Here is a 13,921-nt window from a genome sequence, read left to right as displayed (position 1 = left end):
CGGTGGGGGGTGGGGCGCGGTCTGTTCTCGGACGGCCGACACGGCACTCTTCCTCCGGTGCGTTGGCGGTCAGGAGCCGGAGTTCATCGCCGTGGTGATGGCGTCGGACGCGGTGGCGGCTTCCTTCTTGGCGTCGCCTCCGGTGAGAACGGCCGTCATGTAGTCCTTGATCGGGTTCTTGGCCTCGACGGCGGCCCAGCCCGGTGTGTTGGGCGTGGCATGGCCTTCCGCGGCGCCGACCGCCATGGCCGAGGCGCCCGGGTCGGAGGCGACCGCGTCGGACAGGGTGGTCTTGTTCGGGACGTAGCTCATGGCGACGGCGAGCTTCTTCTGCCAGGCATCGCCGGTGAGTTCCTTGATGAACGTGTAGGCCGCGTCCTGCTTGGCGGAGGCCGTCGGGATGACGAGGTCGGAGCCGCCGGTGAAGACGGCACCCGGTGTCCCGGCGGTCTTCCCCGGGATCGGGAAGAAGCCGAGCTTGCCCTTCAGTTCGGGGTTGTTCTCGATGACGACGTTGGCGCCGCCGGGAGTCGAGATGACCTGGGCGACCTTCCCCTTGGCCATGACGTCCGCCTGCGGAGGGCTGTCCTCGTCGGAGTCCTTGGGGCCCTTGCCGAGTGCCTGGAGCTTCTCGTAGAACTCCATGCCGCGGACCGCCTCGGGAGTGTCGAGGTTGCCCTGCCACTTGCCGCCCGACTCGGTGGCGAGCTCGCCACCCTCGTCCCAGACGAAGCCCGCGAGGGTGTACCACATCTGACCGGGCAGATAGATGCCCTGCGTGTCACCGGTGTTGAGCTTCTTGGTGGCGGCGATCCACTGGTCGCGCGTCTTGATGGCGGCTGTGTCGACGCCCGCCTCCTTGAAGAGGTCGGTGCGGTAGACGACGACACGGTTGGCGGCGTAGTACGGGATGCCGTACTGCTTGCCCTCGTAGGCGCCGGGCTCGGCGAGGCCCTTGAGCCAGTCCTCGCCCCCGAGCTCGCCGACCTTGTCGCTGAGGTCGAGCAGTCCTCCGCTCTGCGCGAACTGGGCGACCTGGGTGTTGCCGGTCTCGATGACGTCCGGTGCGTCCCGGCCTGCGAGGGCCGCGGTGACCTTCTCGCCGATGCCGTCCCACTCCTGGATCTGCACCTTGACCTGGATGTCGGGATGAGCGGTCTCGAAGCCCTTGACGAAGTCCTTCTGGAACCGGTCCGAGACGCTGTCGCGCATCAGCCAGACGTCGATGGTGGTGCTCCCGCCGGAGCCGCCGCCGGAGTCGTCGGAGGAACTGCTGCAGGCACTCAGTCCGGCGGTCACCACAAGCACGGACACACCGGCGAACAAGCGGAGCTTCACGGTTCACCTCTGGAGGACAGGAGCCAACCACCTGACCAGTGAAGTCCACTGGACAGCTCACCTCTTGATGCGGGGATGAAACTGGCATAGACCAATCGGTGGCGTCAACCCCCTTGGCAGCAAGGGAATTTGACGTATGCGCCGGTCGATGCTCCGGCGATCACCGTGGGGAAGCGGTTACACTTCGTCCGACCAGGGGAGCAGCTGCGTTCGGCAACTGGTCAACTGGTAAAGGGGATTTCGCGTATGGGGGGCACGCCATGAAGGAAGACGCGCCGGGTGCGGTGCTCAAGCGGGAGCGGGTCCGCGACTTCGTCCTCGACCTCGTCGAGTCGCGCAGCCCCGGTGACGCGATCCCCTCCGAACGCGCCCTGTGCACCCGTCTGGGGGTGTCCCGCCCGACCCTGCGCGCGGCGGTCGACGAACTCGTCGCCGCAGGACTGCTGGTACGGGAACACGGCCGCGGCATGTTCGTGGCCCCCGAGAAGATCACCCAGGAACTCGTCTCCGGTCACGGCCGGCAGACCATGACGGCACCGCCGGCCTCCGGGGCCTGGTCCAGCCGACTGCTGGAGTTCACCACCTTCCCGGCCGGCGCGCGCGTGGGCCGCAAACTGCGTATGTCACCCGCCGCCGAGATCGTGTACGTGGCACGGCTGCGCCTGGTCGACGGCGCCCCGATGGCCATCGAGCACCTGCACATCAGGGCCGACCTGGTCCCCGCCCTGTCCGCCCGGGAACTGGAAGCCGGCGACCTGTACGAGCACCTGCGCGAACAGCACGGCGTGCATGTCCAGGAGGCGGTACAGGCGATCGAGCCGACCGTCGTCACCCGGGCCGAGGCCGAACTGCTCGACGTTCCCGAACTGTCCCCGGCGCTGCTCTTCGAACGGCTCACCTCGGACACCACGGGCCGGCCCGTCGAATACGTCCACTCGGTCTACCGCGGCGACCGCTACCGCATCGTCTCCCGGCTCACCCTGGACCCGTCGGCCGCGGTGCCACCGGCTCGGCTCGGCCACCATCCCGGCATCCCCCCGGGTGACTTCGCCCACCGCGAGACCATCGCGGCCTCCACCCGGGGGGACATCCAGTCGGCATCGTGAGGCGAGTGCGCCTGTTCCGCGTCTCGGGGCGTCTCGGGGTGCCTGTCGCCCGAGACGGGCGTGGATCTGGTGATTCGTAGGGGTCCCGGACTACGCGGCGTGGCAAAGGGGAGGCAGACTGCGTACAGGCATTCTCACGATCAAGAGGGACAGGCATGATCACGCTTACGAAGGAAGACGGCCCGGCGGACCTGGACGGAGTGACTCATCTGTCGATCGGGGTGTCCTGGGACCCGACCGTCGGCAGCAGCGGCGGTCTGATCGGCAAGCTGCGCCAGACGAAGGGCACGGACCTCGACCTGATCGCCATCGCGATGCAGGGATCGGACCCGGTGCGGCTGGCCGGTCTCGACTCACTGGACCCGCTGGGCAACGGCTCGTTGGTGCACACCGGCGACAACCAGACCGGCAAGGGCGCCGGTGACGACGAGACGGTGACCGTCGAGTTCGCCCGCGTCCCGCAGAACATCACCTCGGTCGTCTTCGTCGCCGCCGCGTACAAGAAGGCCAGCTCTTTCCAGAAGGCGCGGAACATCAGCTTCAAGGTGTACGACGCGAGCGGGGGCAGCGTGCAGCAGGTCGCGGACATCTGGCCGAGCCTGCTCAGCAACGACAACGGCTGCGCCGTGGCCAAGGCGATCCGGGTCGGCGGGGTCTGGAAGCTCCAGGTGATCAACGAGACCGGGAAGATCAAGCAGGGTGACGAGCAGGCCCTGATGCGCTTCGCCGCCAGCAAGTAGGTCACGCCGGGCGGGTCCCGCCGAGCAGGTCCCGCCAAGCGGTTCACGCAGGGCCGAGGTGGGGCGGTGCCGACACGTGTCGGCACCGCCCCACCTCCCCTTTTGCCGGGTGCGACGGCCGAGAGTGTACGTTCGTACGCTCTCGCTGTAGGGTCACTCGCATGACTGTTGACGTACTGCGCCGACCCGCGTCCGCCGAGCGGCAGGCGCGCGTTGCCGTTGCCGTGCTGTTCTTCACCAACGGCGCCCTGTTCGCCAACCTTCTGCCGAGGTATCCGCAGATCAAGGCGGATCTCGGGATCGGCAACGCCGCCTACGGCCTGGCCGTGGCGGCGTTCCCGGCGGGCGCCATCGCGGCCGGCCTCGCGGCGGGGGTGGCCATTCGCCGGCTGGGCTCGGCGCGGGCGGCGGTGGCCGGCACCCTGCTGACCGGCGCCGGAATCCTCGTCGCGGGCCTGGCCGACTCGGTGGTGCTGTTCGCGGCGGCGTTGTTCCTGGCCGGAGCGATGGACGCGGTCACCGATGTCGCGCAGAACGCCCACGGACTGCGGGTGCAGCGCCGCTACGGACGCTCCATCATCAACTCCTTCCACGCGATCTGGTCCATCGGCGCCGTCGCAGGCGGCTCCATGGCCGCCGCGGCGATAGCGCTCGACCTGCCGCGCGGGCAGCACCTGGCGATCTCGGCGGTGGTGTTCGCGGTCGCGGCGTGCGTCGCCCTGCGCTTCTGCCTGCCCGGCCCCGACGTCGAGCCGACGTCGGAGACCGAGTCGGCGTCGGGGGTCGAGCCGGTGTCGGGGACGGATGGGGCGTCGGGGACGGACGCGGCGGTGGCGTCGGACGGCGACGGCCGTGGAGCACGGCAGGCGAAGCGTCCGGCGGCAGCCCGACGTACCGCGTACGTCCTGGCCGCGCTCGTGCTCATCGCCACGGCCGGCACCCTCGTCGAGGACGCGGGCAGTTCCTGGGCCGCCCTCTACCTCTCCGACTCGCTGTCCGCGTCGGTGACGCTGGCGGCCTCCGGCTACATCGCCCTGGTCGGGGCCCAGTTCATCGGCCGCAGCATCGGTGACCGGCTCGTCGACCGGTTCGGCCAGCGCACCGTGGCCCGTACCGGGGGGCTCATCGTGGTGGTCGGCATGGGCCTGGCGCTGGCCGTGCCCACGGTGCCCGGCACGATTCTCGGCTTCGCCGCGGCCGGGTTCGGCGTGGCGACGCTGGTGCCCGCGGCGATGCACGAAGCCGACGAACTGCCCGGCCTCAAGCCCGGTTCGGGTCTTGCCATCGTCTCCTGGCTCATGCGCCTGGGCTTCCTGCTCTCCCCGCCGGTCGTCGGCCTTGTCGCGGACTCGGCGAGCCTGCGGGCGGGCCTGCTGGTGGTGCCCCTCGCCGGACTGCTGGTGCTGCTGTCCGCCGGAGTGCTGCAGTCCAGGCGGCGGTAGGCGGACCTCCCCGGAGACCTCCCCGGAGACGTCCCCGGGGACATCTCCGGTTCACGGGCCGCGGACCGACGTGAAGTGTACGATCGTACGCATGTCGACGGACCACTTCGCGCAGGATTCCCGCACGAACCTCGAACGCATGGCGGCGGGCGACCTCTACATCGCCGACGACCCGGAGATCATCCGCCGGTACCAGCGCGCCGTGCGCCTGGCCGCCCGCTACCAGGCCGCCTACGTCGAGGACCCCGATGCCGCCCGGCCGATCCTCGCCGAACTGCTCGGTTCCCTGGGCGAGGAGGTACATGTGCGGCCGCCGCTGTACGTCGACTACGGCAGCAACATCACGATCGGCGCGCGCACCTTCGTCAACTACAACCTGACCGCGCTGGACGTCGCCGCGATCACCATCGGCGAGGACTGCCAGATCGGGCCGAACGTTCAACTGCTCACCCCCACCCACCCCTTGGAGCCGGGGCCGAGGCGCGACAAACTGGAAGCCGCCCGGCCGATCACCATCGGGAACAACGTGTGGCTCGGCGGGGGCGCCACCGTCCTGCCCGGTGTGAGCATCGGCGACAACTCCGTCATCGGCGCGGGCGCGGTGGTGACGAAGGACGTGCCCGCCGACGTCGTCGCCGTCGGCAACCCCGCCCGCCCGGTCCGCACCCTCTGAGGGCTCCCGCCATGGCCACCGGACACACCGACCCGCAGCGCCGCGAACGCATCATCGCCGCGACCCTCGATCTCATCGCCGAAGAGGGCATCGCCCACGTGTCCCACCGGAAGATCGCCGCGCGCGCCGGTGTTCCGCTGGGATCGATGACGTACCACTTCAGCGGCATGGACCAGCTGCTCAGGGAGGCGTTCACCCGCTTCGCCGACCACATCGTCGCCGTCTTCGACTCCCACCTCGCCGCTCCGGCCGACCGCGACCAGGCCCGCGAGGCGGTGACGGATCTCGTCCACGCCCTCTCGGAGGGGAGCCAGCGTGACCTCGTACTCACCCAGGAGCTGTACGTCCTCGCCGCTCGCCGGCCGGTCTACAGGGAACTCACCCATGAGTGGATGGGCCGCAGCCGCGTCCACCTGGAGAAGCACTTCGACCCGGACACGGCCCGTCAACTCGACGCCCTCATCGAGGGTCTGACCCTGCACCGCGCCCTGGACAACGAGCCACACGACCGGGCCCTGACCCTTGAGGCGATCACGCGCATCACCACGACAGGCACGTAGAACCCGCTCGCTGTGCGAGGCAGGAGCGGTACGTGAGGCGGCGGGCATGCCGCCCACCGGCTCGGAACCGGTGGTGGGCACCGGCTCGGAACCGGTGGCGGGATCGGTCAGTAATCGAGAAGCGCCGACGCCCGCGCCGCGGCTAGCGTGATGGCCCCGCGCAACAGTATGGAGAAACGATGAGCATGGCTCCGAAGACGGATGCGCAGTCGTCCGCGCCGCACGCCGCCGACAGCCACGACCTGATCCGCGTGCACGGCGCGCGCGAGAACAACCTCAGGGACGTCAGCGTCGACATCCCGAAGCGCCGCCTGACGGTGTTCACGGGTGTGTCCGGTTCGGGCAAGAGCTCACTGGTGTTCAACACGATCGCCGCGGAGTCGCAGCGGATGATCAACGAGACCTACAGCGCCTTCGTCCAGGGATTCATGCCGACGCAGGCGCGACCCGAGGTCGACGTCCTCGACGGACTGACCACCGTGATCACCGTCGACCAGCAGCGGATGGGTGCCGACCCCCGCTCCACCGTCGGTACCGCCACCGACGCCAACGCGATGCTGCGCATTCTCTTCAGCCGGCTCGGCGAGCCGCACATCGGTCCGCCCGGCGCGTACTCCTTCAACACCGCCTCGGTCCGGGCCAGCGGTGCGATCACCGTCGAGCGCGGCACCAAGAAGGCGGTGAAGGCGACCTTCCAGCGCACCGGCGGCATGTGCACGCGCTGCGAGGGCCGGGGCGCCGTCTCCGACATCGACCTCAGCCAGCTCTACGACGACTCCAAGTCCCTCGCCGAGGGCGCGTTCACCATCCCCGGCTGGAAGTCGGACAGCCAGTGGACCGTGCAGGTCTACGCCCAGTCCGGCTTCGTCGACCCGGACAAACCCATCCGCGCGTACACCAAGAAGGAGCTGCAGGACTTCCTCTACGGGGAGCCGGTCAAGGTCAAGGTCAACGGCGTCAACCTCACCTACGAAGGGCTGATCCCCAAGATCCAGAAGACGTTCCTGTCCAAGGACAAGGAGTCGATGCAGCCGCACATCCGGGCGTTCGTGGAGCGGGCGGTCACCTTCGCCACCTGCCCCGAGTGCGACGGCACCCGGCTCAGCGAAGGCGCCCGGTCGTCCAAGATCGACAAGATCAGCATCGCCGACGCCTGCGCGATGGAGATCCGCGACCTGACCGAATGGGTCCGCCGCCTCGACGAGGCGTCGGTGGCTCCGCTGCTCGCCGCGCTGCAACAGACCCTCGACTCGTTCGTGGAGATCGGTCTCGGCTACCTCTCTCTCGACCGGCCGGCGGGCACGCTGTCGGGCGGCGAGGCGCAGCGCGTCAAGATGATCCGCCACCTCGGTTCCTCGCTCACCGACATCACCTATGTCTTCGACGAGCCCACCATCGGCCTGCATCCCCATGACATCCAGCGGATGAACGACCTGCTGCTGCGGCTGCGCGACAAGGGCAACACGGTGCTCGTCGTCGAGCACAAGCCCCAGACGATCGCGATCGCCGACCACGTCGTGGACCTCGGCCCCGGCGCCGGTACGGCGGGCGGCACCGTCTGCTTCGAGGGAACCGTCGAGGAGCTGCGGGCCAGTGACACCGTCACCGGCCGCCACCTCGACGACCGGGCCGCCCTCAAGAAGACGGTGCGCACGCCCACCGGCGCGCTGGAGATCCGCGGCGCGACGGCGCACAACCTGCTGGGTATCGACGTCGACGTCCCTCTCGGGGTGCTCACGGTCGTCACCGGCGTCGCGGGTTCCGGAAAGAGCTCACTCGTGCACGGTTCGATCCACGACGACCAGGGTGTGGTGTCGATCGACCAGGGCGCGATCCGCGGATCGCGGCGGAGCAACCCGGCGACGTACACCGGCCTGCTCGACCCGATCCGCAAGGCGTTCGGGAAGGCCAACGGCGTCAAGCCGGCGCTGTTCAGCGCCAACTCCGAGGGCGCCTGCCCGACCTGCAACGGCGTGGGCGTCATCTACACCGACCTGGCGATGATGGCCGGCGTCGCCGCCCCCTGCGAGGAGTGCGAGGGCAAGCGGTTCCAGGCGGCGGTCCTGGAGTACCACCTCGGCGGCCGGGACATCAGCGAGGTGCTCGCGATGCCGGTGACCGAGGCCGCGGAGTTCTTCGGCGCGGGCGAGGCGAGCACGCCGGCCGCGCACCGCATCCTGGCGCGGCTCGCCGACGTCGGGCTCGGCTACCTCAGCCTCGGCCAGCCGCTCACCACGCTGTCCGGCGGCGAGCGGCAGCGGCTCAGGCTGGCCACCCACATGGCCGACAAGGGCGGCGACGGGTCCGTCTTCGTACTCGACGAGCCGACCACCGGTCTCCACCTCGCCGATGTCGAGCAACTGCTCGGCCTGCTCGACCGACTCGTCGACGCCGGCAAGTCGGTCATCGTCGTCGAACACCACCAGGCGGTCATGGCGCACGCAGACTGGATCATCGACCTCGGCCCCGGCGCGGGCCACGACGGCGGCCGCGTCGTCTTCGAAGGCACGCCCGCCGATCTCGTCGCCGGCCGTTCCACCCTCACCGGCGAACACCTCGCGGCCTACGTCGGCGCCTGACCGCGGCCCTCGACCGGCACCGGGCGAGGTGTTGCCCTGGCAGACGGACAGGGCAAGGTGATTCGGCGTACCCGGCGGGCTGACATGGTGTGACGCCCGCCGGGTCGCGCGCGGCGCCGAGCGGCAAGCCTGGTCGTGTTCCTAGACCACTGCTGCGCCGCGTGGGGTTGTTGATGGGCGTTTGGTGCTCGGCGGTGGTGCACTGCGGGCGTGGAGCTCGATGGCCAGGGGTGTGGCGGTGAACATCGAGGAATACGTGCCGACGACGATGCCGATGAGCAGGGCGAGGGCGAAGTCGGTCAGGGAGTCGCCGCCCAGCAGGGTGAGGGATGCGAGGATGAACACCGCTCCCATGCCGGTGTTGACGGTGCGGGGGAGGGTTTGCAGGATCGCGGTGTTCGCGAGGGCCGCGAAGGGGGTCTTCTTCCGGTTGCCTGCCGACAGTTCCCTGATCCGGTCGAAGACGACCACGGAATCGTTGACGGAGTATCCGATCACGGTCAGCAGCGCCGCGAGGAAGACTCCGTCGATCGGCTTGCCGAGCCAGGCGAAGACACCGATGAGGATCAGCGTGTCGTGAGCCATCGCGGCGACCGCGGACACTCCGAGGGTCCAGCGGAAGCGAACCGCGAGATACAGCAACTGCGCGGCCAGGGCCGATGCGAGGGCGATCAGAGCCCCGCGCCGCAGCTCGTCACCCATGCTGGGACCGATGAGCTCGTCACGGATCTTCTCGGCATGACCGGCCCGACCGGCCTGACCGTCACGATTGGCCTGGTCGGCGAGATCCCCGACCGTCTTGTCCACCTTCGCCGCCTCGGCGTTGGACAGTTGCTCGGTGCGCACGGTGAGGTCCCCGTCGCCGGAAGTCTGGACGACCACGCGGGGCATACCCGCGTCGGCCAGCGCGTCCCGGGCGCGGTCGGCGTCGACCGGCGCGGAGGTGGCGTACTCCATGAGCCGTCCGCCGGTGAACTCGACGCCGAAGTCCAGCCCCCGGACCGCGATGCCCGCGGTGGCCAGGACGAGTGCGACGGCGGACGCGGCCAGCCAGGCGCGCCCACGCCGCATCAGGTCGGGCTCGCGGCGGCCGAGCCAGTCGCGGACCTTCCCGGTGTCCGCGATACCGGTGAGCCGGGGACGCCGTCGTACGGACCGGCGGGCGACCGCGTGGTCGGCGAGGACGCGGGTGACGACCAGGGCGCTGACCATCGAGGCGAGTACGCCGATGCCCAGGGTGACGCCGAAGCCGCGGACCGGCCCGGAGGCGAGGAAGAAGAGCAGGCCGGCGGCGATGAGGGTGGTGATGTTGGAGTCGGCGATGGCACTGAAGGCGTTGCGGAATCCCGCGGTGAGGGCGGAGCGCAGGCCCTTGTCGCGGGCGGCGTACTCCTCACGGGCCCGTTCGAAGACGAGCACGTTGGCGTCGACGGCCATACCGATGGCCAGGACGAACCCCGCGAGCCCCGGGAGGGTGAGGGTGGCGCCGAGCGCGGCCAGAGCGGCGTACGAGATGACTCCGTAACAGGCCAGGGCCAGGGCCGCCAGGGCGCCGAGAAGCCGGTAGACGCCGATGATGAACAGCGAGGTCAGCGCGGTGCCGATGAGGGCGGCGCGGGCGCTGGCCTCGATGGCCGTGGCGCCCAGGGTCGGGCCGACGGTGCGCTGTTCCACGGTCTCGACCGGCACCGGCAGGGCTCCGCCGTTGATGAGCAGGCCCAGTTCGCGGGCTTCGTCCCGGCTGAAGGAGCCGGTGATCTGGGTGGATCCTCCGGCGATGCCCGTTCGGCAGGCGACGGTGGGGGTGACCTGGGGGGACGAGATGACCTTGCCGTCCAGCACGATGGCGACGCGGCGGGCCGGATCACCTGCCGGGTGACATGCCGCCGCGCCGGTCAGCTCGGCCCAGGCGTCGCTGCCCGCCCCCTTGAAGTCGACGCCGACGTACCAGCCGATGCCGCTCTGCTGGTCGATGCGCGCCTCGGCGCTGTCGACGTCCGCGCCGGTGAGGGCCGACGGGCCCAGGCGCACGGATTCACCGGCGTCGCCGGATTCGTCGGGGAGCACGAGTTCGGACGGCCGCGTGGACGGCTGTTCGGACGGCCGTTCGGTCTGCGTCTCGGGCGCGGCTTCACCGGAGTCGGCTGTGGTATCCGTCGGGGAGTCCGCTGTGCCGAGAACGGGGTGGAAGGCGAGCTGGGCGGTACGGCCGAGGACGTCGGCGGCTTCGCGCGGGTCCTGGACACCGGGCAGCTCGACGATGATCCGGTTGTTCCCGGAACGGGCGATGGTGGGCTCGGAGACGCCGAGCGCGTCGATGCGGCGGCGCAGTACCTCCACCGTACGGTCGGTGGCCGTGGAGTCGGCCTCGGCGGTGGGGGAGTCGCGGGTTTCCAGGACGATCTGGGTTCCGCCGCGCAGGTCGAGTCCGAGGCGGACCGGCACGGTCAGGGTGATGTAGAGCGACAGGGCGAGAACGGTCAGGGCGAAGAACGCCCGCACGCGGATGGCGCGCGTCAAGAGTGCCTCCAACAGGCATACCGCGGCCGGGAGAAGGACGCGGCAGGGATCGACTGGGTGACGTCAGATACCGGTTGAAGACGGCGGGCTCCGCCCGCTGTGCCGTGCGGAACGCTGTGGAGGTGCGAAGGCGCCGGGTGAGGCCGACGGCGACGGCCCGGCCTCGGGCAGCGGCACCACGAGGCTGGGCGGAACGGACACCCCGCCGGGGGACGGGGCGTGCCACTCGCCCGGCGTGGCCCGGCCCACTCGGGGCGGCTGGCCGCAGGTCCCGACGCACGTGTCGCCGACGTTGCTGACGGGGTCGGCAGTGGTGGCGGCACGCGTGGCTGAAGGGCCGGTGGCCGAACGGTCGGTGGCCGAAGGACCCTGGCCATCCTCGGCCGGTGCCGGGCTGTGGTGTACGGAGGCCGTGATCGGCGTCAGCGCGCTGATGGAGGCCGCGCCGGTGGAGGCCGTGGCGGGGACGCCCTGAAGGCCGAGTACGCCGAGGAGTGCGAACAGTGTCGCCAGCAGCATGCCGGTGACAGGGGCTCGGTTCCGGCTGACGGGGGCGGCTGCACGGGGTCGCCGCTGTGTCACGCGATGCACGCGATGCACGCGGCGCATGTGATGCCCCCTCCCCGCCCGTGGTTGCTGGATCGGTCGTGGTCGTAGTCGTGGTGGCGCCCCTTGAGGACAACGTACCAACGGAGGAACGTACGAGGGACGGCGAAGGTTCGCGCCGACCGGAACGGATGGGCCCAGGTCAGGCCCGGTCGTCGTCCTCGTCGTCCTCGCCGCTGTCCGGTACCCAGCGCAGGACGTCGCCCGGCTGACAGTCGAGTGTGCGGCAGATCGCGTCGAGGGTCGTGAACCGTACCGCCTTCGCGCGGCCGTTCTTCAGTACGGCGATGTTGGCGGGCGTGATGCCGACGGCGGCGGCGAACTCGCCCACCGACAGGCTGTGTCGGGCGAGCTGGACATCGAGGTCGACGATGATCGCCATCAGACGACCGCGGCGATCTCGGTCTGCAGATCCGTCGCCTTGCGCAGGAGGCTTCGCATGATGACGGTGAGCATCGCGAACGCCACCCCCACGCCGACGGTCGCGATCGCGGCACCCAAGGCGCCGATGAGCTCCATGCCGTCGTCCGGAGAGGGGATGTCGGCCAGGGCGAGATGTCCGGCGACCCCGGTCACCAGCAGCGTCGCCACGAGCGAGGACCCGATGACGGTGTCGACCCACCGGAAGGCCAGCGGCGTGAAGATCGCGTCACGCCGCACCATGGTGAGCAGCATCCACACGGCGACGAGGGCGACCTGGACGCAGGCGACGCCGATGATCGCCACCGTCACATAGGGCGTGGCGAACGGGGCGTAGGGAGGGAAACGGTCGACCTCGTCGGCCGCCGTCGTCGGGATGACCACGATCTGGCCGAACAGCCCGACCGCGATTGCGAAGGCGATGCCGGCTCGGAGCGCGGCTATGAAGAGACGATGCATGGATCGACTATCGATCGGTATCGATCGAAAATCAATCGATTCTTTCTGGTCTGTGACGTCCGTCGCGAGACCGTGACGACTTACCGGCATCCGAGACGACCGCCACCTCTCCTGACGGCCACTGGCTCCCGTCACGTCGGCTGCATAAGTTGATCGGTGCCGGATCACCCCACTCCCGCGACCCGCCCCACCACGGCGATTCAGCACGCCCGCCCCGGCACGGCACCGACAGGAGCTTTCGTGACGTACGACATCACCGCCCTCCGCTCTCAGTTCCCGGCGCTGAGTGCCGGAACCGCCCACTTCGACGGACCCGGCGGCACCCAGACCCCGGCGCCCGTCATCCGGGCGATCGCCGACGCGATGGCGCAGCCGCTGTCCGTCCGGGGGCAGATGGCACCGGGGGAGCGGAACGCCGAGGCCATCGTCACCAAGGCACGTCAGGCCCTGGCCGACCTTCTGGGAGCGCAGCCGACAGGGATCGTCTTCGGCCGCAGCGCCACCCAGCTCACCTACGACTTCGCCCGTACCCTCTCCCAAAGCTGGTCGCCCGGTGATGAGGTGGTCGTCACCCGCCTCGACCACGACGCCAACATCCGGCCCTGGGTCCAGGCCGCCGCGCGGGCCGGGGCCACCGTGCGATGGGCCGACTTCGATCCCGGCACCGGGGAACTGACCGCGGCCGACATCGGCGCCGTACTGTCCCCGCGCACCCGGCTGGTGGCCGTCACCGCCGCCTCCAACCTGATCGGGACGCGCCCCCCGATCGCTGAGATCTCCCGCCTGGCGCACGACGCCGGAGCACTCACGTACGTCGACGGCGTCCACTACGCCGCCCACACGCTGGTCGATCTGGAGGAGCTGGGCGCGGACTTCGTCGTCTGCTCGCCGTACAAGTTCTTCGGCCCGCACCACGGAGTCCTCGCCGCCCGGCCGGAGTTGCTGGAAACACTGGAGCCGGACAAGCTCCTGCCCTCCACCGACGCGGTTCCGGAACGCTTCGAACTGGGCACCCTGCCCTACGAGTTCCTCGCGGGCACCGAAGCGGCGGTCGACTTCCTCGCCGGGCTTGCCGACCTCCCCGGCCTCGACGCGGCTGCCGCGGGTACCCGACGGCAGCGCCTCGCCTCGGCGTTCACGGCACTCGAAGCGCACGAACGGACGCTGCGCACACAGCTCGACAAAGGTCTGTCCGCACTCCGGGGAGTCGAGGTCCACTCCAGGGCGGCCGACCGCACGCCCACCCTGCTGCTCACGTTCGAGGGCGAGGGCCGCTCGACGGTGGAGGCGTACCGCTTCCTCGCGGAGCGCGGCGTGCACGCGCCGTCGGGTTCCTTCTACGCGATCGAGGCCTCCCGTCGGCTCGGACTCGGCGACACCGGCGGCCTCCGGATCGGCCTTGCCCCCTACAACCACACGGAGGACATCGACCGGTTCCTGGCCGGCCTGGCCGAATTTCTGGCGCTCTGAGAGTCCTA

At 70.1% G+C, this 13,921-nt stretch carries 12 protein-coding genes; 7 read left to right on the top strand and 5 right to left on the bottom strand.

Going from position 1 to position 13,921, the window contains the following annotated elements:
* Nucleotides 1-69: 69 nt before the first annotated feature.
* Nucleotides 70-1,338, bottom strand: a complete 1,269-nt coding sequence (locus tag AOK01_RS09600) for an extracellular solute-binding protein (RefSeq protein WP_055510507.1) — start codon at nt 1,336-1,338, stop codon at nt 70-72.
* A gap of 260 nt (nt 1,339-1,598) precedes the next feature.
* Between AOK01_RS09600 and AOK01_RS09595 the strand changes: the two genes are divergently transcribed.
* From AOK01_RS09595 to AOK01_RS09570, 6 genes are all read left to right on the top strand, one after another.
* Entirely contained in the window at nt 1,599-2,444 is an 846-nt protein-coding gene (locus AOK01_RS09595) for a GntR family transcriptional regulator (protein ID WP_055510506.1), read from the top strand.
* Nucleotides 2,445-2,599: 155 nt separating this feature from the next.
* On the top strand, nt 2,600-3,184 hold the full coding sequence (locus AOK01_RS09590) for a TerD family protein (protein WP_055510505.1): 585 nt from the start codon (nt 2,600-2,602) through the stop codon (nt 3,182-3,184).
* 161 nt (nt 3,185-3,345) lie between these two features.
* Nucleotides 3,346-4,626 (top strand): MFS transporter, encoded by a 1,281-nt coding sequence (locus AOK01_RS09585; protein WP_055510504.1) that lies wholly within the window; start codon nt 3,346-3,348, stop codon nt 4,624-4,626.
* A 91-nt stretch (nt 4,627-4,717) separates the two neighbouring features.
* A complete protein-coding gene (locus AOK01_RS09580; RefSeq protein WP_055510514.1) occupies nt 4,718-5,299 on the top strand; it encodes a sugar O-acetyltransferase in 582 nt (193 codons plus the stop codon).
* 11 nt (nt 5,300-5,310) lie between these two features.
* Complete coding sequence (locus tag AOK01_RS09575; protein WP_055510503.1) at nt 5,311-5,859, top strand: TetR/AcrR family transcriptional regulator; 549 nt, start codon at nt 5,311-5,313, stop codon at nt 5,857-5,859.
* A gap of 179 nt (nt 5,860-6,038) precedes the next feature.
* The gene (locus tag AOK01_RS09570) at nt 6,039-8,438 is read left to right on the top strand and encodes an ATP-binding cassette domain-containing protein (RefSeq protein WP_055510502.1); all 2,400 of its coding nucleotides are present in this window, start codon (nt 6,039-6,041) and stop codon (nt 8,436-8,438) included.
* 141 nt (nt 8,439-8,579) lie between these two features.
* On the opposite strand, the gene secD is transcribed toward AOK01_RS09570, so the two are convergent.
* The 4 genes from secD to AOK01_RS09550 all read right to left on the bottom strand — a co-directional run bounded on the left by secD (nt 8,580) and on the right by AOK01_RS09550 (nt 12,443).
* The gene (secD, locus tag AOK01_RS09565) at nt 8,580-10,958 is read right to left on the bottom strand and encodes a protein translocase subunit SecD (protein WP_055510501.1); all 2,379 of its coding nucleotides are present in this window, start codon (nt 10,956-10,958) and stop codon (nt 8,580-8,582) included.
* Nucleotides 10,959-11,021: 63 nt separating this feature from the next.
* Complete coding sequence (locus tag AOK01_RS09560; protein WP_055510498.1) at nt 11,022-11,477, bottom strand: hypothetical protein; 456 nt, start codon at nt 11,475-11,477, stop codon at nt 11,022-11,024.
* Between the two features lie 229 nt (nt 11,478-11,706).
* On the bottom strand, nt 11,707-11,946 hold the full coding sequence (locus AOK01_RS09555; RefSeq protein WP_055510497.1) for a helix-turn-helix domain-containing protein: 240 nt from the start codon (nt 11,944-11,946) through the stop codon (nt 11,707-11,709).
* Nucleotides 11,946-12,443, bottom strand: coding sequence for a DUF2975 domain-containing protein (locus AOK01_RS09550; RefSeq protein WP_055510495.1), 498 nt, complete (start codon nt 12,441-12,443; stop codon nt 11,946-11,948). Before AOK01_RS09550 ends, AOK01_RS09555 begins: the two co-directional genes overlap by 1 nt.
* A gap of 240 nt (nt 12,444-12,683) precedes the next feature.
* Here AOK01_RS09550 and AOK01_RS09545 point away from each other — a divergent pair, with 240 nt between their 5' ends.
* Nucleotides 12,684-13,913, top strand: a complete 1,230-nt coding sequence (locus AOK01_RS09545) for a cysteine desulfurase-like protein (protein WP_055510493.1) — start codon at nt 12,684-12,686, stop codon at nt 13,911-13,913.
* The last annotated feature ends 8 nt before the right edge of the window (nt 13,914-13,921 follow it).

The sequence above is a fragment of the Streptomyces aurantiacus genome, assembly GCF_001418335.1.
GTDB classification, from domain to species: Bacteria; Actinomycetota; Actinomycetes; order Streptomycetales; family Streptomycetaceae; genus Streptomyces; species Streptomyces aurantiacus.
This window is presented reverse-complemented; position numbering and strand designations above follow the sequence as displayed.